This window comes from Caulobacter sp. 05L422 (genome assembly GCF_056397765.1).
The window spans coordinates 17,664-44,030 of sequence record NZ_JBFTOB010000012.1; the positions used below are offsets into that span (position 1 = coordinate 17,664).

Here is a 26,367-nt window from a genome sequence, read left to right on the forward strand (position 1 = left end):
CCGTCAGGGGTGGCTAGCCGACGCGGTCAAATCCCCACCGTCTGGCGGAGGTGGCCTGGCGGGCCGGACGGGGCTAGCTTTGAATCGGCGGCGATGGCCCCCTCGGTCGCTCCGCGACACCTCCCCCAGAGGGGGAGCAGCTAACCTAGGCGGAAGCGGTCATTCGCGTTTATGGTCCACGACCCAGGGAGAGCTGCGGTGAAGACAATGGCTAGAGCCTTCACGATCTGCGCGACGTCGTTGCTGCTTGCGCTCTCGTCAGGCGTCGCCGCCGCTTGCGCGCAGACGAGCCCCGCTCAAGCAACCGACCCGTCCGGTTTCGCGAGCGGCGCGGATGTCCAAGCTCAGCTACGCGAGATGCTCGCCACGATGAAGCCCGACCAGGGGTTCATGTGGCGCCCCCTGGTTCGCGATGGCGCGACCGTGGCGGCGATCGAAATATGGAAGAAGCCGGGCCGCCCCGCTGTTCACCCTGCCGAAGCGGAATACGCGATCGTCCTGGAAGGTTCTGGCACGCTTGTTTCGGGCGGAGCCATGGCCGATTCAAAGGTCAAAAACGCCAATTTGATCGAGGGAAGCCAGATCGAGGGTGGTGTGACACGGACACTCGGCCCAGGCGACGTCATCCTGATCCCCGCGGGCGTACCTCACTGGTTCGGGATCACTGGCGACCGACTGGTCCTGCTGGGGATCAAATTGCCCGGGGCGAAATGACCGATCCGGCTTTGGCGCGCCATTTCACGGGTGTCTCGGACGTCGCCTAGAGTTTCCAGCAGGGGCCCGAAACCGACCCCGCCAAGGACCGGAAGGGGGCGGAAACGGCCACCGGCGTCCAGCCCGAAACCTGACCCGTGGATCATGGCGCGAACCGATTTTCGGTGGCGGCCGACAAACGTGTTCATGGCGGACAGCAAACTCGGGGATCAGGCTCGACTGTGAACCGCCCTAACGCGACTTGCCGTCGAACTTGTGCGGTTCCAGCGCGAAGACGTCGACGTCGTCCAGGCAGCGGACATTGATCGCCGCCATCTCCGTACCGTCCGGCCCGACGCCGCGGCCGAAGGACTCGATGCCGCAGGTCTTGCAGAACAGGTGCGCGATCTTGTGGGTGTTGAAGCGGTATTCGGTCAGGGCGTCCTGCCCCTGCTTCAGCTCGAACGCCGAGGCCGGCGCGAAGGCCAGCACCGATCCCAGCCTGCCGCACCGCGAGCAGTTGCAGGTGATCAGGTTGTCGAGCGAGACCTCGACCGCGTATCGCACCGCGCCGCACTGGCAGCCGCCTTCGTGTCTGGCCATCGCCTCTCTCCCTGATGGTCGCGCCGAAGCCCGGCGCGTGATGTGAACGCGAGCCGGTGGACCCGGCCTTCTCTTCAAGACGTAAGAAAGCGGCCCGAACCGACACCGGGCCAACCGATCTCAAGCGCAGTCAACGCCAAGGGCCGGAAGCCCGCTCCCAAGCGCCGTCGAGCGGTCGCCCTAGACGTCTTCCAGCAGCGCCACGCCCGGCGCGGTCTTCAGGGCGCCGCGCAGGGCGGCGTCCAGGGTGTAGCGGCCGGGCAGCTTCATCTCGATCTCGCGGCCGCCGCCCAGGGCGGCGATCAGGCTGACCTCGCCGCCGCGCGGCGAGGCGGCCGGCTCCAGCCGCTTCCGCAAGGCCTCGATCTCGGTGGCCGAGGGCGACAGGTGCAGGCGCAGGCCCGCCACCATGTTCTCGATGGCCTTCTCGATGGGCTCGGCGTCGTCGCCGAAGAACCGCACCTCGCCGTCGCGGGCCTTGGCGCGAACCTTGATCGACACCGCCTTGCCCGGCTCCAGCACCTCGCGGCACTTGCGCAGGGCCTCGGGCGGGAACAGCACCTCGTATTCGCCGCTGGGATCCGACAGCGAGACGAAGGCGAAGCGCTCGCCGCTCTGCGAGGCGCGTTCCTGGCGGCGGCGGACCACGCCGCACATCCGGAAGGCCTCCATGCCGGCCTCGGCGCGCGGGATCACTTCGGTCAGCATGTGGGTGCGCCGGCGGCGCAGCACGCCGACCATGTCGTCCAGCGGGTGGCCGGTCAGGTAGAAGCCGACGGCGGCCAGTTCCTCGTCCAGCAGGTCGACCTGGCTCCAGGGCTCGGTCTTCTTCAGGCGCGGACGGCCGGCGGCCGGGTCGCCGCCGAACAGCGCGTGCTGGCCGCCCTGGCGATCGGCCGCGATGCTCTGGCCGTGGGCGATCAGCACGTCGGCCGAGGCGAAGATCTGGGCGCGGTTCTTGGACAGGGAGTCGAAGGCCCCGGCCCGCGCCAGGTTCTCGATCGCCCGCTTGTTGACCAGCTTGGGGTCGACCCGCTCGACGAAGTCGAAGATGTCGCGGAACGGACCGCCCTCCTCGCGGATGGCGACCAGGTGCTTCATCGCCTCCAGGCCGACGTTGCGCACGGCGCCCAGCGCGTACAGCACTTCGCCGTTCTCGACCTCGAAGTCGGCGCCCGAGCGATTGACGTCCGGCGGCCGCACGGTGATGTCGAAGCGCCGGGCGTCCTGGTGGAAGACCGCCAGCTTGTCGGTGTTCGACAGATCCAGGCTCATCGACGCGGCCAGGAACTCGACCGGCGTATTGGCCTTCAGCCAGGCCGTTTGATAGGCGATCAGGGCGTAGGCGGCGGCGTGCGACTTGTTGAAGCCGTAGCCGGCGAACTTGGCCACCAGTTCGAAGATCGAGCCGGACTGCTCCTCGGGGACGCTCTTTTCCTTGGCCCCAGCGACGAAACGGATCTTCTGGAGATCCATTTCCTCCTTCTTCTTCTTGCCCATGGCCCGGCGTAGAAGGTCGGCTTCGCCCAGGCTGTAGCCCGCCAGGATCTGGGCGATCTGCATCACCTGTTCCTGGTAGACGATGACGCCGTAGGTCTCCTTCAGCACCACCTCCAGCGAGGGGTGTAGGTTGTCGACGGGCTTTCGGCCGAACTTGCAGTCCACGAAGGTGTCGATGTTGTCCATCGGACCCGGGCGGTACAGCGAGATCAGCGCGGTGATCTCCTCGATCGAGCCGCAGCGCATCTTGCGCAGGGTGTCGCGCATGCCCTGGCTTTCCAGCTGGAACACGCCGACCGTCTGGCCGGAGGCGAGAAGCTCGTAGGTCTTGGTGTCGTCGAAGGGCAGCTTGCCCAGGTCGATGATCTCGCCGCGCTTGGCCAGGTGCTTCACGGCCCGGTCCAGCACCGTCAGGGTCTTCAAGCCCAGGAAGTCGAACTTCACCAGGCCGGCGCTCTCGACCCACTTCATGTTGAACTGGGTGGCCGGCAGGTCCGAGCGCGGATCCTTGTAGAGCGGGGTCAGCTGGGTCAGGGGCCGGTCGCCGATCACCACGCCGGCGGCGTGGGTCGAGGCGTTGCGGAACAGGCCTTCCAGCTGCAGGGCGACGTCCAGACAGGCCTTGACGTTGCCGTCCTCGTCGCGGGCCTGCTTGAGGCGCGGCTCGATGTCGATGGCCTGGGCCAGGGTCACCGGCGCGGCCGGGTTGTTGGGCACCATCTTGCAGAGCCGGTCGACCAGGCCCAGCGGCAGCTGCATCACCCGGCCGACGTCGCGCAGCACGGCGCGGGCCTGCAGCGAACCGAAGGTGATGATCTGGGCGACGCGGTCGCGGCCGTACTTCTCCTGCACGTAGACGATCACCTCTTCCCGCCGCTCCTGGCAGAAGTCGATGTCGAAGTCGGGCATGGAAACCCGCTCGGGATTCAGGAACCGCTCGAAGAGCAGGCCGAAGCGCAGCGGGTCGAGGTCGGTGATGGTCAGCACCCAGGCGACCAGCGACCCGGCGCCCGAACCCCGCCCGGGGCCCACGGGGATGCCGTGTTCCTTGGCCCACTTGATGAAGTCCGACACGATCAGGAAGTAGCCGGGGAAGCCCATCTTGATGATGATCGAGAGCTCGAAGTCCAGCCGGTCCCAATAGACCTGCTCCTCGACCGCCAGCTTATCCAGGGCCGCCAGGCGCATCTTCAGGCCTTCCTTGGCCTGGTGGGTCAGTTCCTCGGGCTCGCTGCGGCCGTCGCCGGTGGGGAAGCTGGGCAGGATCGGGTCGCGCTTCTGCACCATGAAGGCGCAGCGGCGGGCGATGTCGAGGGTGTTGTCGCAGGCTTCCGGCAGGTCGGCGAACAGCTTGCGCATGTCCTCGGCCGGCTTGAACCAATGCTCGGGCGTCACCCGCCGGCGCTCGTCCTGGCCCACGAAGGCGCCGTCGGAAATGCACAGCAGGGCGTCGTGGGCGTCGTAGAGGGCGGGCTTGGCGTAATAGACGTCGTTGGTGGCGACCAGCGGCGCGTCGTTCTCATAGGCCCATTGGACCAGACCCGGCTCGGCGGCGGCCTGGCGTGGCAGGCCGTGACGCTGAAGCTCGACATAGAAGCGGTCGCCGAACACCCGCTGCATCTCGGCCAGGGCCGCCTCGCCCTCGGCGGTCTTGCCGGCGGCCAGCAGGGCGTCGACCGGACCGTCGGTGCCGCCCGACAACAGGATCAGCCCCTCGGCGTGCGCGACCACCTTGGCCCAGGGCACCACCGGCTCGGCCATCTCGCCGCTTTCCAGATAGGCCAGGGACGAAAGTTCCGAGAGGTTCAGATAGCCTCGCTCGCTCTGGGCCAGCAGGGTGATGGTCGGCGTGCGGGCCCAGCGCTCGGTCGGCCCGGCCCCTACCCCCGAGACCGCCAGGGCGCAGCCGATGATCGGCTGGACCCCGTAGTCCTTGGAATAGACGGAATATTCCAGCGCCCCGAACAGGTTGTTGCGATCCACCAGACCCGCCGCCGGCATGCCGGCCGTCGCGGCCAGGCCCGGGATCTTGTCGGCCTTGATGGCGCCTTCCAGCAGCGAATAGGCCGAGCGCACGCGAAGGTGGACGAACCCCTGCCCTTCATTGCCCGACATCACCGCACCTCATGGCTACACGACTCAGGCCACCAACTGGGCGACCTGGCACATCATCCAGACGAAGCTGGCGACAGATACAAGCGCCAAAGACTCACGCGCGATACGGACCATGGGAACCCTCCTGCGGTCGTTGCTTGTTTGTTCTATATTCCACTTTTGTTCTCATGCGCAAGAGACCCTTGTTCGATTGCGAGCTTTTTTGCCGCGGCCTCGCGTGGACGGGCCAAAACGGCGATTTCCGGTGGATTTGACAGGCGGATCGGCGCAGATCGCCCCATGCGCCTGATCATCGACACCGACACCGCCGGGGACGACGTGTTCTCCCTGATGCTCGCCCTGCGCCGTCCCGACGTGAGCGTCGAGGCCATCACCATCGCCCACGGCAATGTCGGCTTCGAGCAGCACGCCGAGAACGCCCTGGCCACCCTGGAAGCCTGCGAGCGCGGCGGCGAGGTTCCGGTCTATCTGGGCGCCCAGCGGCCGTTCACCCGCGCGCCCTTGGACGCGGTCTATGTGTTCGGGGCCGATGGCATGAGCGACAGCGGCTTTCCGAAAGCCGCGCAACGCCCCTCCCCCGGCCACGCCGCCGACGAGATCGTGCGGMGGGTGATGGAGGCGCCCGGCGAGATCACCCTGATCGCCCAGGCCGCCCTGACCAACATTGCCCTGGCCTATTTGCGCGAGCCGCGCATCGCACAGGCGGTCAAGCACCTGTGGATCATGGGCGGCACGGACAACGGCGTCGGAAACGTCACCCCGGCGGCCGAGTACAACCTCTATGTCGATCCGGAGGCGGCCAAGATCGTCATCAACGCCGGCTTCCCGATGACCATCGTCACCTGGACGGAGACCCTGCGCGACGGTCTGCTGGACCTGGAGCAACTGGCGGCGCTGGACGCCCTGGGCACGCCGCGCGCCAGGTTCTTCACCCAGGTCAACCGCACCTCCCTGGCCTTCGCCCAGGAGACCCAGCACCTGGACGGCAGCCTGCACCCCGACGCCCTGACCTGCGCCGTGGCCCTGGACGAGAGCCTGATCCTGGAGGCCGAGATGGCCGTGGTCGACGTCGAGACGATGGGCGAGCTGACGCGCGGCTATCTGAGCGTTTCACACACGATCCTGCCCGACATCGAGGTGGCCGATCCGGCGCTGAAACGCCGGGCGCCGAACGCGCGGGTGATCAAGAAGATCGATCAGGCGGGCTTCCATGCGGCCTTGCGCCGCGCTCTGCTCTGACCCGCAGCGCTTAACTCAATCTCAGCACGCGTCGGACTAGCTTTCCTCCGTTGGGGGAGAAATCATTGCGGAAGTTCGTCGCGCTCATGGCCGCGACCGTCGGGCTGTCGGCGGCGATCGACGCCCGCGCCGAGGCCGACCTGTTCTCGCGCCAGACCGTTTCGGGCCTGATCGACCTGCGCCTGGGCGCCGCCGACGGCGAGACCTCGTGGATCGACGGCGGCCTGGGCAAGGGTCGGTTCGGGGACGGCGGCAAGGCCGCGCTCGGCGAGGCCTCGATCGTCTGGAACCCCCGCTTCTCCTCCCGCCTCGGCGCGGTCATCGTCGCCCAGAGCCAGCAGGCCCAGGACCGCGTGGTCGACGCCGGCGAAGCCTATCTGACCTATCGCGGCGACATCGCCGGCAGCCTGAGGCTGAACGCCCGCGCCGGCCTGATGTACCCGCCGATCTCGCTGGAGCACGACGGGCTGGAATGGTCCGTGCCCGACACGATCACCCCCTCGGCGATCAACAGCTGGGTGGCGGAGGAGACCAAGGTCGTCGGGCTGGAGGCCACGGTGCGCGGCGCGCTCGCCGGCCAGAAACTGGCCGCCACGGTCGGCGTCTTCACCCACGGCGACACCTCGGGCACGTTGCTGACTTTCCGCGGCTGGGCGCTGCACGACCTGAAGTCCAGCGCCACGGGCGATTTCCCGCTGCCGCCGGTCAGCCCGTTCATGGCCAAGCGGCAGGCGCCGTTCACGACCCCGGTGCGCGAGCTGGACGGCCGCGCCGGCGTCTATGCGCGCCTCGAGTGGCGGCCCAGCCCGAACCTGATGCTGGACCTGTTCGCCTACGACAACGACGGCGACCGGACGACCGTCGACAATCACGAATGGTCCTGGGAGACGCGGTTCTTCAACCTGGGCGCCCGCTGGGACATCGACGCCGCCACCCACCTGCGCGCCCAGGCGATGCAGGGCGAGACCCTGATGGGCAAGTCCACCGCCTACGGCGTCTGGACCGATGTCGGCTTCCAGGCGACCTATGTCTCGGCGACACGGGACCTGGGTCCCGGATCGCTGACCGGCCGGCTGGATCAGTTCTCGACCACCGACCGCACCAACAAGGCGGTCGACAACAACGCCGAGCACGGCTGGGCCGCGCTGGTCGCCTATCGCTGGGACGTGCGGCCGGACGTCCACCCGGTGTTCGAGGGCCTGCACATCGACAGCGACCGCCCCGAACGGGTCCGCCTGGGCGAGGCGCCCCAGCAGACCCAGACGGTGGTGCAGACCGCGCTGCGGTACCTGTTCTAGAGTCTAGAAGCGCTTTCCAGCTAGAAGCTCTGGGGAACCAGGTGCCCGTCCTTCAGCGCGAAGACCCGGTCCATGTAGCGGGCCAGCTCCATGTTGTGGGTGGCGATCAAAGCCGCCACGCCCCGTTGCCGGGCCTGCTCGTAGAGAGACTGGAACACCGCCGCCGAATTGGCCGGGTCGAGGTTGCCGGTCGGCTCGTCGGCCAGCAGCAGCTTGGGATGATTGGCCAGGGCCCGGGCGATGGCCACGCGCTGCTGCTCGCCGCCGGACAGTTGGCCCGGCTGGTGGCCCAGCCGCTCGGCCAGGCCCAGCTGGTTCAGCATCTCCGTGGCGGCGGCGCGCGCCTCGGCCCGGCTCTTGCCGGCGATCATGGCCGGCATGGCCACGTTCTCGACGGCGCTGAACTCGGGCAGCAGGTGGTGGAACTGGTAGATGAAGCCGACGGTCGACAGCCGCACCTTGGTGCGCTGGCGCTCGGACAGCTTGGAGCAGTCGCGACCGTCCAGGGCGATCAGGCCGGCGTTGGGCTTTTCCAGCAGGCCGGCCGCGTGCAGCAGCGACGACTTGCCCGAACCGGACGGTCCTATCAGGCCCACGACTTCACCTGGATAGACGTCCAGGTCGACGCCCCGCAGCACGTTCAGCGCCCCGGCCTCGGTGACATAGGTGCGCTCGACGCCGCGCAGGGCCAGGACGGGGCTGGCCACGGGCTGGGTGGGATCACTCATAGCGAAGGGCCTCGACCGGATCGAGCCGCGAGGCGCGGATGGCGGGCGGCAGGGTGGCCAGGATGCTCATGGCCGTCGAGATGCCGACGATGCTGGCCACCTCGGCCCAGTCGATCTTGGCCGGGATGTGGGCCAGGAAATAGATGTCGGCGCTGAACACCGCCGTACCCGTCACCCACTCCACGAAGTTCTGGATGGCGGTGATATTGGCGCAGAACAGCGTGCCCAGCAGCAGGCCCGCCAGGGTGCCCGACAGGCCGATCGAGGCGCCGGCCATGATGAAGATCCGCAGGATCGAGGCCTGGCTGGCCCCCATGGTCCGCAGGATGGCGATGTCGCGGCCCTTGTTCTTCACCAGCATGACCAGGGCCGAGATGATGTTCAGGGTGGCGATGGCGACGATGAAGAACAGGATCAGCCGCATCACCTTGCGCTCGACCTGCAGGGCGTTGAAGTAACTGGAGTTCTTGTCCATCCAGTCCTGGACGAAGGCGCCCGGGCCGCTGGCCTGCTCGATGATCGGCTTGATCTCCTTGGCCTTGTCCGGGTCGGTGACCTTGATCTCCACGTAGTCGATCGAGGTGTCGCGGCCGAAGAACAGCTGGGCCTGGGGCAGCGCCATATAGACGAAGCTCTCGTCGAACTGGCTCATGCCCACGCTGAAGATGCCGCCGACCGTATAGTCCTTCTCGCGCGTCGAGGTGCCGAACGCGGTGGCCGGGCCGGAGGGCGAGATCAGGGTGATGGCGTCGCCGACCGACAGGCCCAGGTTGCGGGCCATGCGGTCGCCGATCAGCACGATGTCGCCGCCGTATTCGCCTTCGCCGAACCCGGCCAACGAGCCGCGCTTGATGTTGGTCGAGATCATCTTCATGCCGCGCAGGTCGGCCGGGGTGACCCCGCGCACGATGGCGCCGGACACTTGGCTCGGGCCGATGACCATGGCCTGGGCCTCGACCATCGGCGCGGCCTGGGTCACGCCGCGCACGGCCTTGATGCGGCCGATGATGCCGTCGCGGTCCGGTCCGTTCAGCAGCGGGCCCTGGGCATAGACGTGACCGTTGAAGCCCAGCAGCCGGCCCAGAAGCTCAGCCCGGAAGCCGTTCATCACGCTCATCACGGTGATCAGGGCGAAGACCGCCAGCATCACCGCCGCGAACGAGATGATGGCGATCAGCGCCACGCCGCCGTTCTTGCGCTTGTTGCGCAGGTACCGCCAGGCAACGGTGCGTTCCCAGGTTCCGAACGGGCCGGCGCCGAGAGCCATCAGGCGGCCCGGTCCGTTTTGGGGCCAGAGAGCTGAGCGATCACATCGGCCAGCGGGGCGCTGTGGCGCTCCCCGGTCTTGCGGTTCTTGATCTCGACCAGGCCCTCGGCGATGCCCTTGGGACCAACGATCAGCTGCCACGGCACGCCGATCAGGTCGGCGGTCGCGAACTTGGCGCCGCCCCGGGTGTCGGTGTCGTCATAGAGCGGATCGCGGCCGGCGGCCTTGAGCGCCTGATAGGCGGTCTCGCAGGCTTCGTCGCAGGCGGCGTCGCCCTGGCGCATGTTGATGATGCTCACGTCGAACGGAGCGACGGACTCGGGCCAGATGATGCCGCCCTCGTCGTGGCTGGCCTCGATGATCGCGCCCAGCAGGCGCGAGACGCCGACGCCGTAACTGCCCATCTGGACCGGCACGTCCTTGCCGTCCGGTCCGGTGACCAGGGCCTTCATCGGCTCGGAATACTTGGTCCCGAACGAGAAGATGTGGCCGACCTCGATGCCGCGCGCCGACAGGCGGTCGCCCTCGGGAATGGCGTCGAAGGCCGCCTCGTCGTGCATTTCCTCGGTGGCGGCGTAGAGCGCCGTGCGCTGGTTCACCAGCGGCTGCAGGTCGCCGAACCAGTCGACGTCCGGGCCGGGCGCGGCCATCTCGACCAGATCCTTGTGGCAGAACACGGCGCTTTCACCGGTGTCGGCCAGGACGATGAACTCGTGGCTGAGGTCGCCGCCGATCGGGCCGGTGTCGGCGCGCATCGGCACGGCTTTCAGGCCCATGCGCGAGAACAGGTTCAGATAGGCCACGAACATGCGGTTGTAGGCCTTGCGCGCGCCCTCGGCGTCGAGGTCGAAGCTGTAGGCGTCCTTCATCAGGAACTCGCGGCCACGCATCACGCCGAAGCGCGGACGGGTCTCGTCCCGGAACTTCCACTGGATGTTGTAGAGGTTCTTGGGCAGTTCCTTGTAGCTCCGCACGTGAGCCCGGAAGATGTCCGTGACGACTTCCTCGGCGGTGGGGCCGTAGAGCAGATCGCGCTTGTTGCGATCGGTGATGCGCAGCATCTCGTCGCCATAGGCCTCGTAGCGGCCGCTCTCGCGCCACAGGTCGGCTAGCTGGATCGTCGGCATCAGCAGTTCGATCGCGCCGGCCCGATCCATTTCTTCACGGACGATCTGCTCGACCTTCTTGAGCACCTTCAGGCCCAGCGGCAGCCAGGCGTAGATGCCCGCCGCCTCCTGGCGGATCATGCCCGCGCGCAGCATCAGCTGGTGCGAAACGATCTGGGCGTCGGAGGGGGCTTCTTTGAGAACGGGCAGGAAATAGCGCGACAGGCGCATGGACGAGACGTCTCCGGGGAATTCGAGGCGTTGAGATAGCCGCTTGGGCGTCAGCTTGGCAACGCGCGCGGCGAAAAGATGGCTGAGCCAATGCTGTGGACAAAGAAAAGAAGGCCGCGCGGTCCTCGCGCGGCCTTTCAAGTCATCGTCGGGGAAGACGCCACAGAGCAAGGTCGGAAAAGCCGGCCTCGTGAGTCTGAGGTTATGCCCCGAACGACTGTTCGGGGCGCCCGATTGCGTCTGGCCTGACCAGTTGGCGAAGTTCGCCCACGGATTGGGCGAATGCCGGCAATTATGACGTCGCCCGCCCAAGGCTTGGGCGCCATTCCTGTGATCAATAGGTGGCGGGCAGAGCCGGCAGCTGGATCAGCCCGAAGTGAATGACCAGCAGCAGCGCGGCCATGACCAGGGCCGACACCCAGGTCGTCGTGAAGAACTTGCGCTTCAGGTTCGGATTGACCGGCGCGCCGGGGTCGGCGCCGGGCGGCGGCTCGATCCCCATCTCCTTGAAGGTGCGGTTGCCCAGCGGCAGCACGGCGAACAGCGTGGTCCACCAGATGGTCAGATAGACGGCGATGCAGGTGACGGGACCCATCAGTGGGCTTCCTTAGGGGTTTCCATGAGCTCGACAAGCATGCCGCCCATGTCCTTGGGGTGAACGAAGATGATCAGTGTGCCGTGGGCGCCGATGCGCGGTTCGCCCAGCACGGTGGCGCCCTTGGCGACCAGGCTGTCGCGGGACTCAAAGATGTTCTCCACCTCGAAGCAGATGTGGTGCTGGCCGCCCTTGGGGTTCTTGGCCAGGAAGCCATGGATCGGCGAGGCCTCGCCATAGGGCTCGATCAGCTCGATCTGGCTGTTGGGCAGGTTGACGAAGCAGACCCACACGCCCTGCTCGGGCATGGCCCACTTCTCGGTGTGCGAGGTCGCGCCCAGCAGGTCGCGATACATCTTCACCGACTCGTCGATGGAGGGCGTGGCCACGCCGACGTGGTTGAGCTTGCCGATCATGCGCGTTCGTCTGTCCTGCGAAGGCGGCGCGGTCCGGTGAGGACCGCGCGACCCTGTTCTATTTTTCGAGGGTATAGACGACTTCATAGAGCCCCGGCGAGGCGTTTCCGAGGTGCTTGTTGCCGTCGATCCAGCCGCCTGCGTCCAACGCCTGGAAGACGCGGCGCATGGCGGCCTGGTCCGTACACTGCGCGTAGTTGACGACGCGGTTTCCGCCGAGCTCGCGATGCAGGCTGGCCGACAGCCAACCGTCGACGCCGCTGGCGGCCTGGGCGGCGTCCTTCAGGAAGTCGATCAGGGCGTCCTGCCCACCTTGCGGCGCGGTGAAGACGTTGATCTGGGTGACGACGCCGAGATTGGCGATGATCCTGGGCATGAAGGTCTCTCCGACATGGGTCTGGAATGGGGCCTGGAGAGACGGCCGGATTCCTGCCCGGACACGGCCTCGCCAAGCCCGGCGACGCGTGAGCGCCTGGGCTTGCCGAGGGTCCGGATGGACGGAGGGCCTTGCGGCCTGGCGGGGCTTACCTGACCCGCAGGCTCCTTTTCGACGGGAACAGCCTAGCAGCCGATCAGAACGGCTGCGAGCCCTTGGGCAGGCCCTTCAGCCAGTGGAAACGCACCGGCATGACCTGGATCAGCAGGATTCCGGCGACGAACCCACCCAGGTGGGCCTGCCAGGCGATGCCGATGATCCCCTGGTTCGACGCCAGGCCATAGGCGGCGCCGAGTCCGACGACCAGCAGGTTGGAGACGATCGCCGAGCCGACCTGCTGGGCGACGCCGCGTGAGAACAGCGGCGCCAGCTTGATCTGTCCCGGAGCGGCCAGCCGGGCGACGGCGCCCCACAGGCCGAAGATCGCGCCCGAGGCGCCGACCGCCGGAACGTTCGCCGGGGCCAGCAGCAGGAAGGCCGCTCCGCCGGCCAAGCCGCAGACCAGGAAGAAGACCAGGAACAGCAGACCGCCCATGGCGTCGCGTCCCAGCCGCTGGGCGATCGCGGGCCCCAAGGCCACCAACGCGGCGCTGTTCATGGCGATGTGCAGCCAACCCGCATGCAGGAACATGTGGGTCATCGGCGTCCACCACAGGCCATAGTCCAGCCCGACCTTCGACAGCGCGCCGAACACGAAGACCGCGTCGCCCTGGCCGTAGGCGTCGGCGAGCAGCTGGCCCGCGAAGACCAGCCAGAGCAGGCCTGTCATCACCAGGACAGGCCAGGCCTCGAACCAGAGCATGGACGGCCCCCTGCCCCACATCGTCTCGCGACGCGGAGCATCCTGGGGGGTCTCGGGAACGGAGGTCCGTCCGTCGCTCATCGTGGGGCTAGATCCGCAGGACCGTGGTCTCGACCACGGGCTTGCGTTCCCAGATGCGGAAGGCGGCCTTCTTCACGGCCTTGGACAGGGCGCTTTCGATCGCCTCGTCGATCTCGCACTGGTCGCCGCTCAGGCGCTTGAAGGCGGTCTCGGCCTCCTCCGCCAGGTCGTCCAGGGCGTCGTCGAGCGGATATTCGGCGTCGCCGGCCAGGCCCAGGCCGCGGACCTGCGGGCCGGAGACGATCTTGTTGCGGCCGTCCAGCACGACCGACACGGCCAGCATGCCGTTGAACGCGGCGTGACGCCGCTCGCGCAGGGCCTCGCCGTTCTCGGGCGTCACCACGCCGCCGTCGACATAGAGGCGGCCCGACGGGACCTCGTCGATGATCTGCGGATGGCCGGGGGCCAGCAGCACCATGTCGCCGTTGCGCGGGCTGACCGCGTGCGGCACCTGCAGGTCCTTGGCGAAGGCGGCGTGCTCGATCAGGTGGCGGCGCTCGCCGTGGGTCGGCACGGCGATATGCGGCCGGGCCCACTGGTACATCTGCTTCAGCTCGTCGCGGCACGGGTGGCCGCTGACGTGGATGCCGGGGGTGTCGCGTTCGGTGTGCAGGCGCACGCCGCGGTCGGCCAGCTTGTTCTGCAGGTTGCGGATCGGGATCTCGTTGCCCGGGATCACCCGCGAGCTGAAGATCACGTGGTCGCCCTGCGAGAGCTTGACGTGCGGGTGGGTGCCTTCGGCGATCCGGGCCAGGGCAGCGCGGGCTTCGCCCTGGCTGCCGGTGCACAGGAACAGCACTTCGTTCTCGGGCAGGTACTTGGCCTGGTCGTCGGTGATAAAGGGCTCCAGGCCCTCCAGCAGGCCGACGTGGCGGGCCGCGGCGCTCATCCGGTGCATGGAGCGGCCGGCCAGGCAGACCTTGCGGCCGGCGGCCTGGGCGGCCCGGATCACGGTGTCCATCCGGGCGACGTTCGAGGCAAAGCAGGCCACGGCGATCTTGCCGGTCAGACCCTTGATCAGCTTGTTCATCGCCACGCGGACGCCGGCTTCGGAGCCCGCCACGCCATCAACGAAGACGTTGGTGCTGTCGCAGACCATGGCCAGCACGCCCTCGTCGCCGAGGCGCTGGATGGCCTCGATGTCGGTGGGGCCGCCCAGCTGGGGATCGGGATCGATCTTCCAGTCGCCGGTGTGCAGGATCGTGCCCAGCGGCGTCTTGATCGCCACGCCGTTCGGCTCGGGGATCGAGTGCGTCAGGGTGATCATTTCCAGGTGGAAAGGACCCAGGTCGAAGCTGCCGCCCAGCGGGATCTCGGTGATCGGCACCTCGCCCAGCAGGCCGGCGTCGCGCAGCTTCTCGCGCAGCAGGAAGGCGGTGAACGGCGTGGCGTAGACCGGCGCCTTCAGGCGCGGCCACAGCCAGTGCACGGCGCCCAGGTGGTCTTCGTGGGCATGGGTGAGGACGATCGCGATGATGTCCTTGGCGTGTGCCTCGATGAATTCGGGGTCGGGCAGGATGATCTCGACGCCGGGCGTCGTCTGGTCGCCGAAGGTCACGCCCAGGTCGACGACGATCCACTTGCGGTCGTTGGCCGGGCCATAGCCGTACAGATTGAAGTTCATGCCGATCTCGTTCGACCCGCCCAGAGGCAGGAAGACGAGCTCGTCTTTGGGGGAAGGCTTGTCGGTATATTTGGTCATTGAGTCTCTAAATGGGTGTTACGGCGATGAATTTCGAGGAGACCACGAATGGTCAGATCTGAATCGAAGTGGTCGATGCTGTCGGTGGCGCCCTCGAACAGCGAGGCGACGCCGCCGGTGGCGACCACGGTCATGGGTTCGGCCCGTTCGGCCTTGATGCGGGCCACCAGGCCCTCGATCAGTGAAATATAGCCCCAGAACACGCCGGACTGCATCGCGCTGACGGTGTCTGTGCCGACAACGCGGTTGCGGGCGGGACGCTGGATGGCGATGCGCGGCAGCTTGGCCGCGGCCTCGTGCAGGGCCTGCATGGAAAGATTGATGCCCGGAGCGATGATGCCGCCCTCGAACGCGCCGTCGGCGGCGACGATGTCGAAGGTGGTGGCCGTGCCGCTGTCGATGACGATCAACGGGCCGGGATAGATCATGTGCGCGCCCACGGCGTTGACCAGGCGGTCGGCCCCGGCCTCGGACGGCTTGTCGATGCGCACGTCGACGCCCAACTTGGCGTTCTCGCCGATCACCAGCGGCTCGACGTTGAAATAGCGGCGCGAAAGATTACGCAGGTTGAAGATCGACTGCGGCACGACGCTGGAGATGATGCAGGCGTCGATGGCCCGGAAGCCCAGGCCGTGCATCGACAGCAGCTGCGACAGCCAGACCACGTATTCGTCGGCCGTGCGCGTGCTCTCGGTGGCGGCGCGCCACTGGGCGATCCACTCGTTGCCATCATGGATGGCGAACATGGTGTTGGTGTTGCCCTGTTCGATGGCCAGCAGCATCAGGAGGCCCCTCCGAAAAAGACGTCGCCGGCGGTGACCCGCCGCAGTTGGCCGTTCGCCAGACGAAGACGCAGCGCGCCGTCGCCGTCCAGCCCTTCCGCGATCCCTTCCAGGGTTTCGGTCCCCAGACGGGCCACGCAGGCCTCGCCCAGGCCGTGGGCACGGGCGGTCCAGGCGTCGGCGATGGCCGGGAAGCCCAGGCGCATCCAGACGTCCTGCCAACGCGCGAAGGCGGCGGCCAGGATTTCGATCGCGTCGATGGGCGACGGCGGCGGGGCGTCCCTGTAGGTGGTCAGGGCGGTGGCGGGCCGTTCGCTGTCGATCGGCTTGCGGGCCAGGTTCACGCCCACCCCGACGGCGATCCACAGGCCGCCGGTAGGCCGGGCGCCGGACTCGACCAGAATCCCGCTGACCTTCAGCCCGCCGAGCAACGGATCATTGGGCCATTTGAGGCTGACGAGGCTGGCGGGCACGTAGGCGGCCAGCAGGTCCGCGACCGCCAGGGCCGCGACGAACGAGACCTGGGCGGCCTCGGCCGGCGGCTTGTCGGTGGCGAACAGCAGGGTGGCGGCCAGGTTGCCGTCGCCGGTCTCCCAGGCGCGGCCCCGCCGGCCGCGGCCGGCGGTCTGGCGCAGGCCGACGATCCAGACCGGGCCCGCCTCCCCCGCTTCCGCGCGGCGACGGGCCTCGGCGTTGGTCGAGTCGATCTCGTCGAGGACGACGACGGGCGCGGGCGAAAGAGCGCCCGTCACGTCACGCGTGGCCAAAGGCCGCCGCGGCGGCCCTTGCCGCGGGGTCCAGCCAGATCAGCGCGACCAGCACGATCGGGAACGAGAAGGCGGCGGCCACGAAGCCGACCACGCGGGCGATCGGCTGCGGCTTGTCCACCGCGCCGGCCGGTGCGTCGAACCACATCGTCTTGATCAGACGCAGATAGTAGAACGCCGCGACCACGCTGCCGACCAGGCCCAGCACCGCCGCCCATTGCAGCAGCACGTCGCCCGAACCCATGGCCGCGCCGAAGACGTAGAACTTGGCCCAGAAGCCCGAGAACGGCGGCATGCCCAGGGCCGACAGCGAGAACGCGGTCATGGCCACGGCGATGCCCGGACGGTGCTTCACCAGACCGGCCATGTCCTCGATGGTCTCCATCGGCTTGCCGTCGCGCGACAAGGCTTGAAGGCAAGCGAAGAAGCCGGTGACGTCGACCATGTACAGGGTCATGAACAGCAGCATCGAGTGCAGGCCGGTCTCGCCGCCGGTCGCCACGCCCAGCAGGGCGTAGCCGACATTGGCGATCGAGCTGTAGGCCCACAGGCGCTTGAGGTTGTTCTGGGCCAGGCCCGCGAACGCGCCGACGAAGACCGAGGCCAGGGCGGTGATGACCAGGATCTGGCGCCACTGGGCCACCGAGTCCGGGAAGGCGTCGCCCAGCACGCGGGCGAACATCATCATGGCGGCCAGCTTCGGCGCGGCGGCGAAGAAGCCGACGACCGGGGTCGGGGCGCCTTCGTAGACGTCCGGGGTCCACATGTGGAACGGCGCGGCCGAGACCTTGAACGCCAGGCCGCAGAGCAGGAACACCAAGCCGAACAGCAGGCCCGTGCCGTGCCCGCCGTGGGCCATGGCGGCGCCGGCGGCGGCGATGTCTTCAAAGCGGGTCGAGCCGGCGAAGCCGTAGATCAGCGAGGCGCCGTACAGCAGCAGGCCCGACGACAGCGCGCCCAGCACGAAGTACTTCAGGCCCGCTTCCGACGACTTGGCGTCGTCGCGGCGGAAGGCGGCCAGGACGTACAGCGCCAGCGACTGCAGCTCGACGCCGATATAGAGGCTGATCAGGTCGCCGGCCGAGGCGGTGACGCCCATGCCCAGCGCCGACAGGATCACCAGGACGGCGAACTCGAACTTCTGGTCGCCGCGAACGGCCAGCCAGCGGTCGCCCAGCACGATCGCCACGGCGCTGAAGCCGAAGATCGCGACCTTGGCGTAGGTGGCGGCCGCGTCGGCGGAATAGACGCCGTTGAAGGCGTGACCGTGCGGCCCGACCACGGCGGCGACGGCCGCGCCCAGCAGGGCCAGGACGGCCGCGCCGGTGAACAGCGGCGTGACCTTGCCGTGGAAGGCGCCCCAGACCAGCAACACCAGGGCCGAGGCCCCGAGGATCACTTCGGGAAGAACGAGGGAGAAGTTGGCGGCGAACGTCATGGGGTCCCTCACCCGCCCACGGCGGCGCGCCAGGCGCCGACGAGCCCGTCGACGGACGACGCGGTCAGGTTGAAGATGAGATTGGGATAAACACCAAGCACCAGGGTGCCGATGATCAGCGGAGCGAAGATCAGGATCTCGCGCTTGTCGAGGTCGGTGATGGTCTTGAGCTCGGGATTGACGATCTCGCCGAACATCACGCGACGGTACAGGTTCAGCGCGTAGACCGCCGACAGGATCACGCCGGTCGTGGCGACGATCGCCGTCCAGGTCGAGGCCTGGTAGACGCCGGTCATGGTCAGGATCTCGCCGACGAAGCCCGAGGTGCCCGGCAGGCCGACATTGCCCATCGTGAACAGCATGAACACCGCCGCGTACCACGGCATGCGGTTGGTGAGGCCGCCGTAGAAGGCGATCTCGCGGGTGTGCATGCGGTCATAGACCACGCCGACGCAGAGGAAGAGCGCGCCCGAGATCAGGCCGTGGCTCAGCATCTGGAAGATCGCGCCCTGCTCGCCCGCCACGTTGCCCGAGAAGATGCCCATGGTCACGAAGCCCATGTGGGCCACCGACGAATAGGCGATCAGCTTCTTGATGTCGGTCTGACGGAAGGCGACCAGCGAGGTGTAGACGATGGCGATGGCCGACATCGCGAACACCAGCGGCTGGAACAGCTCCGAGGCGTTGGGGAACATCGGCAGGCTGAAGCGCAGGAAGCCGTAGCCGCCCATCTTCAGCAGGATGCCCGCCAGGATCACCGAACCGGCCGTCGGCGCCTCGACGTGGGCGTCGGGCAGCCAGGTGTGGACCGGCCACATCGGCATCTTGACCGCGAAGCTGGCGAAGAAGGCCAGCCACAGCCAGGTCTGCAGCCACGGGGCGAACTTGAAGACCATCAGCGCCGGGATCGACGAGGTGTGGGCGATGGCGATCATCGACAGGATGGCCGCCAGCATCAGCACCGAGCCGAGCAGCGTGTAGAGGAAGAACTTGTAGGCCGCGTAGACCCGGCGCTTGCCGCCCCAGATGCCGATGATCAGGAACATCGGAACCAGGCCGCCCTCGAAGAAGAGGTAGAACAGGATCAGGTCCAGGGCGCAGAACACGCCGACCACCAGGGTCTCCAGGACCAGGAAGCAGATCAGGTACTCGACCACCCGCTTGTCGACCGACTTCCAGCCGGCGATCACGCAGATCGGCAGCAGGAAGGTGGTCAGCAGGACGAACAGGATCGAGATCCCGTCCACGCCCATGCGGTAGTGCAGGCCCGCGAACCAGTTGAGGTCTTCCACGAACTGGAAGCCCGGGTTCTTCGGGTCGAACTGGGCGACCAGCACGACCGACAGGGCGAAGGTGACCAGGGTGGTCGCCAGGGCGATCCACTTGGCCAGGTTGTCCGTCTTGGCGCTGTCGCCCTGCATGGCGCGAACCGCCAGCAACAGGACCACGCCGACGAGCGGGGCGAAGGTGGTGAGGCTGAGAAGGCCGGTCATCGATCTTCCCTAGTGGAAGCGGAACAGGGCGTAGGCCAGCAGACCGGCGACACCGAGCAGCATGACGAACGCATAGTGGTAGAGGTAGCCGGACTGCAGCTTGCCGGTCCGACGGCCGACGCCGTAGCTGACGGCGCTGACGCCGTCCGGTCCGAAGCCGTCGATCAGCTTCTGATCGCCGCCCTTCCAGAACAGGTCGCCGAGGAACTTGGCCGCGCGCACGAAGGTGGCTTGGTACAGCTCGTCGAAGAACCACTTGTTGTAGAAGAACACGTACAGCGGGCCGTTGCGGGCCGCCAGAGCGGCGCCGAGGCGCTCGTTGCCCTTGATCAGATAGACCCAGACGGCGATCAGCAGGCCGACGATCGAGGCGATCAGCGGGCTCCACTTCACCCACTCGGCCACTTCATGGGCCTCGTGCAGCACGTGGTTGGTCGGGGCGTTGAAGATCGCGCCGCGCCAGAACTCTTCCTGGTGGTGACCGACGAAGAAGTCGGTGAAGAAGAAGCCGGCGAAGATGGCGCCGACCGACAGCACGATCAGCGGAACCAGCATCACCCAGGGGCTCTCGTGCGGCTTGTGATCATGGCCGTGGCCATGGTCGTCGTGCGCATGATCGTCGGGCAGCGGCTCGTCGTGCGTCTCGGCGTGGGCGTGGTCGTCATGGCCATGGGCGGCGTGCGCGTCATGAGCATGATGATCGTCGTGACCCCAGCGGGCCTGGCCGTTGAAGGTGAAGAACGCCAGGCGCCAGGAGTAGAACGAGGTCAGGCCGGCCACAAGCACGCCGATCACCCAGGCGAACATCGCGATGCCGTTGTGACCGCCGGCGGCGTAGGCCGCCTCGATGATGGTGTCCTTCGAGTAGAAGCCGGCGAAGCCCAGGTGCAGGGGCGGAAGGCCCAGGCCCGTGATGGCGATGGTGCCGATGGTCATGGCGAAGAAGGTCACCGGCAGCAGCTTGGCCAGGGCGCCGTACTTCCGCATGTCCTGCTCGTGGTGCATGCCGTGGATCACCGAACCGGCGCCCAGGAACAGCAGCGCCTTGAAGAAGGCGTGGGTGAACAGGTGGAACATCGCCGCCTGATAGGCGCCGACGCCGGCCGCGAAGAACATGTAGCCCAGCTGCGAACAGGTCGAATAGGCGATGACCCGCTTGATGTCGTTCTGGGTCAGGCCGACCGTGGCCGCGAACAGGGCCGTGATCGCGCCGATCACCGTGACGATGTTCTTGGCGACGGGCGCGTATTCGAACATCGGCGACAGCAGGCACAGCATGTAGACGCCAGCGGTGACCATGGTCGCCGCGTGGATCAGGGCCGAGACCGGGGTCGGGCCTTCCATGGCGTCCGGCAGCCAGGTGTGCAGGAAGAACTGCGCCGACTTGCCCATCGCGCCGATGAACAGCAGGAAGCAGGCGATGTCGACCAGCGGGAAGGTGTGGCCCGCGAACTCCCAGGTGCGCGCCGCGCCGGCGGCGATCTGCGGGAAGATCTCGTGGAACTGGATCGAACCGAACGCCCAGTAGGTGGTCATGATGCCCAGGGCGAAACCGAAGTCGCCCACGCGATTCACGACGAAGGCCTTGATGGCCGCGGCGCTGGCCGAGGGCTTCTTGAACCAGAAGCCGATCAGCAGGTACGAGGCCAGGCCCACGCCTTCCCAGCCGAAGAACAGCTGCATGAAGTCGGCGGCGGTGACCAGGGCCAGCATGGCGAAGGTGAACAGCGACAGGTACGCGAAGAACCGCGGCTTGCTGTCGTCCTCGGCCATGTAGCCCCAGGAATAGACGTGCACGAGGGCCGATACCGTCGTCACCACGATCAGCATCACGCACGATAGGGCGTCGATGCGGATGGACCAGTTGGAGACGAAGTTGCCCACGTGGATGAAGGGCAGCAGGTCGACCGTGAAGGCCTCCATGTGACCCCAGGTCCACTGGCTGAACGTGTACCAGGACAGGCCGCAGGCCAGCAGCAGGCCGCCGGTCGTGATCGCCTGCGAGGCGACGTCGCCGATGCGGCGGCCGAACAGGCCCGCGATGATCGCGGCGATAAGCGGCGCGAAGACGATGATGGTGACGAGAGTCTGCACTGCGATCAGCCCTTCATCACGCTGGCGTCGTCGACGGCGATGTCTCCGCGGTTACGGAAGAACGTCACCAGGATGGCCAGGCCGACGGCCGCTTCGGCCGCGGCGACGGTCAGCACGAACATGGCGAAGACCTGCCCCACCACGTCATGCAGATAGACCGAGAAGGCCACCAGGTTGATGTTCACCGCCAGCAGGATCAGCTCGATCGACATCAGGATGACGATGATGTTCTTGCGGTTCACGAAGATGCCGAAGACGCCGATCGTGAACAGGATGGCGGCGACGACGAGATAATGAGACAGGCCGATCATTCGCTGATCCCCGCGCCGGGCTTGATCTGCACGATTTCCATTCCGGTCTTGGGCGTGCGGGCGTTCTGCTGGCCGATGTTCTGGCGCTTGACGCCCGGCTTGTGACGCAGGGTCAGGACGATGGCGCCGATCATGGCCACCAGCAGCACCAGGCCCGCCAGTTGGAAGAAGAAGATGTAGTCGGTGTAGAGCACCCGGCCGATCGCCTCGGTGTTCGGCACGCCGCCCGGTGAGGCGTTGGGGATCGCGTTCTTGCCGGCCGCGCCGCCCGTCACCACCGAGGCGGCGACCATGATCATCTCGATCGTCAGCACCCCGCCGACCAGACCGCCGACCGGCAGGTACTGGGCGAAGCCCTGTCGCAGCTCGGCGAAGTCCACGTCGAGCATCATCACGACGAACAGGAACAGCACCGCGACCGCGCCCACATAGACGACGATCAGCAGCATCGCCAGGAACTCCGCGCCCAGCAGGACGAAGAGGCCGGCGGCCGAGAAGAAGGCGGTGATCAGGAAGAGCACCGAGTGCACGGGGTTCTTGGCCGAGACGACGAGAAGACCCGCCGCCACGGTCGCTACCGCGAGCAAATAGAAAGCTATCGCCTGCAAGGCAGGTGCTCCCTCAGAAAACCACAAAAACCCGACGTGCCGGACGGCCCCGCCGCTAACCCTCGGAATCGCGACCCGTCCTTTAGCGGTAGGGCGCGTCCAACTCCAGATTCTTCGCGATCAGCCGTTCCCAACGGTCGCCGTTGTCGAGCAGCTTTTCCTTGTCGTAGTAAAGTTCTTCGCGCGTCTCGACGGCGAACTCGATGTTCGGCCCCTCGACGATGGCGTCCACCGGGCAGGCCTCCTGGCACAGGCCGCAGTAGATGCACTTGACCATGTCGATGTCGTAGCGGGTCGTGCGGCGGCTGCCGTCGTCGCGCGGCTCGGCCTCGATGGTGATGGCCTGGGCCGGGCAGATGGCTTCGCACAGCTTGCAGGCGATGCAGCGCTCTTCGCCCGAAGGATAGCGGCGCAGGGCGTGCTCGCCGCGGAAACGGGGCGACTGCGGGCCGCGCTCGTTCGGATAGATCACGGTCTTCTTGGGCGCGAGCATGTACTTGATGCCCAGGCCGAAGGCGCCCGCGAAGTCGAGCAGAGCCACGCCCTTGACCGCCTGTGTGATGCGCTGGAACACCAGAGCTCTCCTAACACTTCATCTCTTGGGAGGGACGAACGCCCCCTGCCCGCTTCGATCCGTTCGCGGCCGCCCATCCACCGGATGAGGGCCGTTCGCGTCACTTGCCCGACTTCGGGATGACGCAGGTGTAGTTCGAAAGCTGGGTGGGGTCGCCCCCGTCCTGCTTGGCTTCGATCTTGCCGCCGTCGGCGGCGCATCTCTCGCTGTCGCGACGCAGTTGGTCGTAACCGGCCGTGCCGCGCCCCAGCGAATAGGACGTCTTGGCCGGAGCCGCGCCGTCGGTCGCGCAACCGGCCAGGATCAGGCCGAGGGCGGCGACCGCCAGATATGCCCTTCCGCCGATCACCCCTGGATTCCGAAGACGCGCCAGGCCGAGACCAGCATCACCAGCACCAGCGACATCGGCAGGAAGACCTTCCAGCCCAGGCGCATCAGTTGGTCGTAGCGGTAGCGAGGCACGATGGCCTTGGCCATGGCGATCATGAAGAACGCCACCACGATCTTGAAGTAGAACACCAGGGCCAGCAGGAAGTTGACCAGGAACGGCGGCCAGCCGGCCGTGAAGCCGATCGGGAAACCGGGGTTCCAGCCGCCGAAGAACAGGACGCTGATCATCGCGCACATCAGGACGATGTTCGAATATTCGGCGACCATGAACAGCAGGTACGGGGTCGAGCTGTACTCGACCTGGTAGCCGGCCACGAGTTCGGATTCAGCTTCCGGAAGGTCGAACGGAGGGCGGTTGGTCTCGGCCAGGGCCGAGATGAAGAACATGCCCATCGCGATGATCATCACCGGGGCCAGGATGATGTTCTTCAGGCCGGAGCCGCCGAACACGTTCCAGTTCCAGATCCAGCCGGCTTGCTGTTCGACGATGGAACTGAGGTTCATGGTGCCGGCCAGCAGGATCACCGTGATGATGATCAGGCCGATCGACACTTCGTACGACACCATCTGCGCCGCCGAACGCAGCGCGCCTAGGAACGGGTACTTCGAGTTCGAAGCCCAGCCGCCCATGATGATGCCGTAGACGCCCAGCGAGCTCATCGCCAGCAGGTACAGGATGCCGACGTTGAGGTTGGAGACCACCCAGCCCGGCGCGAACGGCACCACGGCCCAGCCCACGAAGGCCAGGACCAGACTCAGCAGCGGGGCCAGCAGGAAGATCACCTTGTCGGCGCCGGCCGGGATGATGATTTCCTTCAGCACGAACTTGAAGAAGTCGGCGAACGATTGCAGCAGGCCGAACGGACCCACCACGTTGGGGCCCTTGCGCATCTGCACGCCGGCCCAGATCTTGCGGTCGGCCAGCAGCAGGAAGGCCAGGCTCAGCAGGACCCAGATCACCACCAGCAGGATCCCGCCGGTGGTCAGCAGGGTCCAGGTGACGGCGGGGTTGGAGAAGAATTCGCTCACCGGCCTACTCCGCCGCGATCTTGGCGGCGCCGGAAACCGTGGCCGCGCATTCGGCCATGGTCACGCTGGCGCGCGCGATGGGGTTGGTCAGGTGGAAGGCCTTGATCGGGCTTTCGAACGGGGCGTCCGAAAGCTCGCCGGCCCCGCCCAGGCCCGACAGGTCGAACGACGTGGCGATCGAGCCCGGCGCGAAGTCGATCTGGCCGAAGGTCGGGTGCTCGGCGAACAGCTTGGCCCGCAGCTGGTCCAGGCTGTCATAGGGCAGCTTGGCGCCCAGGTGCTCGGAGAGAGCCCGCAGGATCGACCAGTCTTCCTTGGCGTCGCCCTTGGGGAACACCGCCCGCTCGCCCATCTGGACGCGGCCTTCGGTGTTCACATAGAGGCCGTTCTTCTCGGTGTAGGCCGCGCCCGGCAGGATGACGTCGGCCTTGTGGGCGCCGGCGTCGCCGTGTGTGCCCAGATAGACCTTGAAGGCGTCCGAAGCGGCGGTCTCGCACTCGTCTGCGCCCAGCAGGAACAGCACGTCCAGCGCGCCCGGCTTCAGCATCTCCGAAGCCGACAGACCGCCCTCGCCGGGCGTGAAGCCCAGGTCCAGGCCGGCCACGCGGGCGRCGGCGGTGTGCAGCACGTTCCAGCCGTTCCAGCCTTCGCGCACCACGCCGAAGGTTTTGGCCACGGCGGCGGCCGCCTTCAGCACGGCGGCGCCGTCGGCGCGCGACAGGGCGCCCTGGCCGATGATGATCGCCGGACGTTGGGCGTTCTTCAGGGCGGTGACGAAGTCGTTCTTGGCCTTGGCCAGGCCCGACAGGGTCTGGGTCCCGGCGCCGAGATAGTCGTAGTCGAAGGTCAGGTCGACCTGCTCGCCGATCACGCCGAAGCGGGTCTTGCCGGCGATCCACTGCTTGCGGAAGCGGGTGTTCAGGACCGGAGCCTCGAGGCGCGGATTGGCGCCGACGAACAGCACCACGTCGGCGTTCTCGATGCCGGCGATCGTCGAGTTGAACAGCCAGCTCTCGCGCGGACCCGCGCCCAGGGCCGAACCGTCCTGGCGGGCGTCGAGGTTCTTCACGCCCAGGGCGGTGAACAGGTCCTTGGTCGCCTTCAGGCTCTCGGCGTCCTGCAGGTCGCCGGCGATCACGCCGATGCGGTCAGCCGGAGCGGCCTTGATCTTGGCGGCGACGGCGGCGAAGGCCTGGGCCCACGAGGCCGGCTGCAGCTTGCCGCCGACGCGGACGTACGGGCGGTCCAGGCGCTGACGCTGCAGGCCGTCGACGGCGTAGCGCGTCTTGTCGCTGATCCACTCTTCGTTGACCTCCTCGTTGACGCGCGGCAGCACGCGGAGCACCGCGTTGCCGCGGCTGTCGACGCGGATGGCCGAACCCAGGGCGTCCATGACGTCGACGCTCTCGGTCTTCTTCAGCTCCCAGGGCCGCGCCTCGAAGGCGTAGGGCTTGGAGGTCAGGGCGCCGACCGGGCACAGGTCGATGACGTTGGCGCTGAGCTCCGACGTCACCGCCGCGCCCAGATAGGTCGTGATTTCAACGTCTTCGCCGCGCGAGATCAGGCCGATCTCGGGCGAGCCGGCAACTTCGGTGATGAAGCGGACGCAGCGCGTGCACTGGATGCAGCGGGTCATCACGGTCTTGATGAGCGGGCCCATGGCCTTCTCTTCGACCGCGCGCTTGTTCTCTTCGTAACGGCTGTCGTCGCGGCCATAGCCCATGGCCTGGTCCTGCAGGTCGCACTCGCCGCCCTGGTCGCAGATCGGGCAATCCAGCGGGTGGTTGATGAGCAGGAACTCCATCACCCCTTCGCGGGCCTTCTTGACCATCGGGGTTTTGGTGAAGATCTCCTGGCCCTCGGCGGCCGGCAGGGCGCATGACGCCTGCGGCTTGGGCGGGCCGGGCTTCACCTCGACAAGGCACATGCGGCAGTTGCCGGCGATGCTCAGGCGCTCGTGATAGCAGAAGCGCGGGATCTCTTCCCCGGCCAGTTCCGCCACCTGCAGAACCGTCATGCCGGGCTCGAACTCGACCTCGACGCCGTTGACCTTGGCGATTGCCATAATC

Annotated in this window: 25 protein-coding genes; 3 read left to right on the plus strand and 22 right to left on the minus strand. The window is 67.2% G+C overall.

From position 1 onward, the window contains the following. Nucleotides 1–207: 207 nt before the first annotated feature. Entirely contained in the window at nt 208–714 is a 507-nt protein-coding gene (locus tag AC1DMQ_RS12605) for a cupin domain-containing protein (protein ID WP_477034053.1), read from the plus strand. A gap of 231 nt (nt 715–945) precedes the next feature. Here AC1DMQ_RS12605 and AC1DMQ_RS12610 read toward each other — a convergent pair whose 3' ends face one another. The 3 genes from AC1DMQ_RS12610 to sidA form a co-directional block, all read right to left on the minus strand. Beyond that, nucleotides 946–1,296 carry a GFA family protein gene (locus tag AC1DMQ_RS12610; RefSeq protein WP_477033908.1) on the minus strand — a complete coding sequence of 117 codons (351 nt, stop codon included), beginning with the start codon at nt 1,294–1,296 and terminating at the stop codon, nt 946–948. A 180-nt stretch (nt 1,297–1,476) separates the two neighbouring features. Then, nucleotides 1,477–4,911 carry a DNA polymerase III subunit alpha gene (gene dnaE / locus AC1DMQ_RS12615; protein WP_477033909.1) on the minus strand — a complete coding sequence of 1,145 codons (3,435 nt, stop codon included), beginning with the start codon at nt 4,909–4,911 and terminating at the stop codon, nt 1,477–1,479. 24 nt (nt 4,912–4,935) lie between these two features. Beyond that, entirely contained in the window at nt 4,936–5,025 is a 90-nt protein-coding gene (sidA, locus tag AC1DMQ_RS12620) for a cell division inhibitor SidA (RefSeq protein ID WP_035018457.1), read from the minus strand. A gap of 165 nt (nt 5,026–5,190) precedes the next feature. On the opposite strand from sidA, the gene AC1DMQ_RS12625 reads away from it, so the two are divergent. Then, a complete protein-coding gene (locus AC1DMQ_RS12625) occupies nt 5,191–6,150 on the plus strand; it encodes a nucleoside hydrolase (protein ID WP_477033910.1) in 960 nt (319 codons plus the stop codon). A gap of 65 nt (nt 6,151–6,215) precedes the next feature. Next, the gene (locus tag AC1DMQ_RS12630; protein WP_477033911.1) at nt 6,216–7,448 is read left to right on the plus strand and encodes a hypothetical protein; all 1,233 of its coding nucleotides are present in this window, start codon (nt 6,216–6,218) and stop codon (nt 7,446–7,448) included. A gap of 20 nt (nt 7,449–7,468) precedes the next feature. Here AC1DMQ_RS12630 and AC1DMQ_RS12635 read toward each other — a convergent pair whose 3' ends face one another. The 19 genes from AC1DMQ_RS12635 to nuoG all read right to left on the minus strand — a co-directional run bounded on the left by AC1DMQ_RS12635 (nt 7,469) and on the right by nuoG (nt 26,363). Continuing rightward, nucleotides 7,469–8,155, minus strand: coding sequence for an ABC transporter ATP-binding protein (locus AC1DMQ_RS12635; RefSeq protein ID WP_477034054.1), 687 nt, complete (start codon nt 8,153–8,155; stop codon nt 7,469–7,471). A 13-nt stretch (nt 8,156–8,168) separates the two neighbouring features. Next, a complete protein-coding gene (locus AC1DMQ_RS12640; RefSeq protein ID WP_477033912.1) occupies nt 8,169–9,443 on the minus strand; it encodes a lipoprotein-releasing ABC transporter permease subunit in 1,275 nt (424 codons plus the stop codon). Continuing rightward, nucleotides 9,443–10,780 carry a proline--tRNA ligase gene (proS, locus tag AC1DMQ_RS12645; RefSeq protein WP_477033913.1) on the minus strand — a complete coding sequence of 446 codons (1,338 nt, stop codon included), beginning with the start codon at nt 10,778–10,780 and terminating at the stop codon, nt 9,443–9,445. The genes AC1DMQ_RS12640 and proS overlap by 1 nt, the downstream gene beginning before the upstream one ends. Nucleotides 10,781–11,114: 334 nt before the next feature. Next, complete coding sequence (locus tag AC1DMQ_RS12650; RefSeq protein ID WP_477033914.1) at nt 11,115–11,375, minus strand: DUF1467 family protein; 261 nt, start codon at nt 11,373–11,375, stop codon at nt 11,115–11,117. Beyond that, nucleotides 11,375–11,791, minus strand: a complete 417-nt coding sequence (gene mce, locus AC1DMQ_RS12655; RefSeq protein ID WP_477033915.1) for a methylmalonyl-CoA epimerase — start codon at nt 11,789–11,791, stop codon at nt 11,375–11,377. Before mce ends, AC1DMQ_RS12650 begins: the two co-directional genes overlap by 1 nt. A 58-nt stretch (nt 11,792–11,849) precedes the next feature. Further along, a complete protein-coding gene (locus tag AC1DMQ_RS12660; RefSeq protein WP_477033916.1) occupies nt 11,850–12,167 on the minus strand; it encodes an antibiotic biosynthesis monooxygenase family protein in 318 nt (105 codons plus the stop codon). 196 nt (nt 12,168–12,363) lie between these two features. After that, nucleotides 12,364–13,029, minus strand: a complete 666-nt coding sequence (locus AC1DMQ_RS12665) for a rhomboid family intramembrane serine protease (RefSeq protein ID WP_477033917.1) — start codon at nt 13,027–13,029, stop codon at nt 12,364–12,366. Nucleotides 13,030–13,117: 88 nt separating this feature from the next. Continuing rightward, a complete protein-coding gene (locus AC1DMQ_RS12670) occupies nt 13,118–14,812 on the minus strand; it encodes a ribonuclease J (protein WP_477033918.1) in 1,695 nt (564 codons plus the stop codon). After that, nucleotides 14,809–15,597, minus strand: a complete 789-nt coding sequence (locus AC1DMQ_RS12675) for a type III pantothenate kinase (RefSeq protein ID WP_477034055.1) — start codon at nt 15,595–15,597, stop codon at nt 14,809–14,811. The genes AC1DMQ_RS12670 and AC1DMQ_RS12675 overlap by 4 nt, the downstream gene beginning before the upstream one ends. After that, a complete protein-coding gene (locus tag AC1DMQ_RS12680; protein WP_477033919.1) occupies nt 15,594–16,346 on the minus strand; it encodes a biotin--[acetyl-CoA-carboxylase] ligase in 753 nt (250 codons plus the stop codon). Before AC1DMQ_RS12680 ends, AC1DMQ_RS12675 begins: the two co-directional genes overlap by 4 nt. Before the next feature lies 1 nt (nt 16,347). After that, on the minus strand, nt 16,348–17,799 hold the full coding sequence (gene nuoN, locus AC1DMQ_RS12685; protein WP_477033920.1) for an NADH-quinone oxidoreductase subunit NuoN: 1,452 nt from the start codon (nt 17,797–17,799) through the stop codon (nt 16,348–16,350). Nucleotides 17,800–17,807: 8 nt separating this feature from the next. Beyond that, nucleotides 17,808–19,292: an NADH-quinone oxidoreductase subunit M gene (locus AC1DMQ_RS12690; RefSeq protein ID WP_477033921.1), complete on the minus strand. Its 1,485-nt coding sequence runs from the start codon at nt 19,290–19,292 to the stop codon at nt 17,808–17,810. A gap of 9 nt (nt 19,293–19,301) precedes the next feature. Next, entirely contained in the window at nt 19,302–21,386 is a 2,085-nt protein-coding gene (gene nuoL, locus AC1DMQ_RS12695) for an NADH-quinone oxidoreductase subunit L (RefSeq protein WP_477033922.1), read from the minus strand. A gap of 5 nt (nt 21,387–21,391) precedes the next feature. After that, on the minus strand, nt 21,392–21,697 hold the full coding sequence (gene nuoK / locus AC1DMQ_RS12700) for an NADH-quinone oxidoreductase subunit NuoK (protein WP_056446651.1): 306 nt from the start codon (nt 21,695–21,697) through the stop codon (nt 21,392–21,394). Further along, the gene (locus AC1DMQ_RS12705) at nt 21,694–22,305 is read right to left on the minus strand and encodes an NADH-quinone oxidoreductase subunit J (RefSeq protein ID WP_477033923.1); all 612 of its coding nucleotides are present in this window, start codon (nt 22,303–22,305) and stop codon (nt 21,694–21,696) included. Before AC1DMQ_RS12705 ends, nuoK begins: the two co-directional genes overlap by 4 nt. An 82-nt stretch (nt 22,306–22,387) precedes the next feature. Continuing rightward, the gene (gene nuoI / locus AC1DMQ_RS12710) at nt 22,388–22,879 is read right to left on the minus strand and encodes an NADH-quinone oxidoreductase subunit NuoI (RefSeq protein ID WP_477033924.1); all 492 of its coding nucleotides are present in this window, start codon (nt 22,877–22,879) and stop codon (nt 22,388–22,390) included. 100 nt (nt 22,880–22,979) lie between these two features. Continuing rightward, nucleotides 22,980–23,228, minus strand: coding sequence for a hypothetical protein (locus AC1DMQ_RS12715; RefSeq protein ID WP_477033925.1), 249 nt, complete (start codon nt 23,226–23,228; stop codon nt 22,980–22,982). Then, nucleotides 23,225–24,298: an NADH-quinone oxidoreductase subunit NuoH gene (gene nuoH / locus AC1DMQ_RS12720; RefSeq protein ID WP_477033926.1), complete on the minus strand. Its 1,074-nt coding sequence runs from the start codon at nt 24,296–24,298 to the stop codon at nt 23,225–23,227. The genes AC1DMQ_RS12715 and nuoH overlap by 4 nt, the downstream gene beginning before the upstream one ends. A gap of 4 nt (nt 24,299–24,302) precedes the next feature. Next, nucleotides 24,303–26,363 (minus strand): NADH-quinone oxidoreductase subunit NuoG, encoded by a 2,061-nt coding sequence (gene nuoG / locus AC1DMQ_RS12725; protein ID WP_477033927.1) that lies wholly within the window; start codon nt 26,361–26,363, stop codon nt 24,303–24,305. Nucleotides 26,364–26,367 lie beyond the last annotated feature (4 nt).

Bases quoted from the DNA above. Each gene is read 5' to 3' on its own strand.
- mce (WP_477033915.1), bottom strand. From the start codon at position 11,791: ATGATCGGCAAGCTCAACCACGTCGGCGTGGCCACGCCCTCCATCGAC.
- AC1DMQ_RS12650 (WP_477033914.1), bottom strand. From the start codon at position 11,375: ATGGGTCCCGTCACCTGCATCGCCGTCTATCTGACCATCTGGTGGACC.
- AC1DMQ_RS12670 (WP_477033918.1), bottom strand. From the start codon at position 14,812: ATGACCAAATATACCGACAAGCCTTCCCCCAAAGACGAGCTCGTCTTC.
- AC1DMQ_RS12665 (WP_477033917.1), bottom strand. From the start codon at position 13,029: ATGCTCTGGTTCGAGGCCTGGCCTGTCCTGGTGATGACAGGCCTGCTC.
- AC1DMQ_RS12660 (WP_477033916.1), bottom strand. From the start codon at position 12,167: ATGCCCAGGATCATCGCCAATCTCGGCGTCGTCACCCAGATCAACGTC.
- AC1DMQ_RS12640 (WP_477033912.1), bottom strand. From the start codon at position 9,443: ATGGCTCTCGGCGCCGGCCCGTTCGGAACCTGGGAACGCACCGTTGCC.
- dnaE (WP_477033909.1), bottom strand. From the start codon at position 4,911: ATGTCGGGCAATGAAGGGCAGGGGTTCGTCCACCTTCGCGTGCGCTCG.
- proS (WP_477033913.1), bottom strand. From the start codon at position 10,780: ATGCGCCTGTCGCGCTATTTCCTGCCCGTTCTCAAAGAAGCCCCCTCC.
- nuoK (WP_056446651.1), bottom strand. From the start codon at position 21,697: ATGATCGGCCTGTCTCATTATCTCGTCGTCGCCGCCATCCTGTTCACG.
- nuoN (WP_477033920.1), bottom strand. From the start codon at position 17,799: ATGACGTTCGCCGCCAACTTCTCCCTCGTTCTTCCCGAAGTGATCCTC.
- AC1DMQ_RS12690 (WP_477033921.1), bottom strand. From the start codon at position 19,292: ATGACCGGCCTTCTCAGCCTCACCACCTTCGCCCCGCTCGTCGGCGTG.
- sidA (WP_035018457.1), bottom strand. From the start codon at position 5,025: ATGGTCCGTATCGCGCGTGAGTCTTTGGCGCTTGTATCTGTCGCCAGC.
- AC1DMQ_RS12605 (WP_477034053.1), top strand. From the start codon at position 208: ATGGCTAGAGCCTTCACGATCTGCGCGACGTCGTTGCTGCTTGCGCTC.
- AC1DMQ_RS12610 (WP_477033908.1), bottom strand. From the start codon at position 1,296: ATGGCCAGACACGAAGGCGGCTGCCAGTGCGGCGCGGTGCGATACGCG.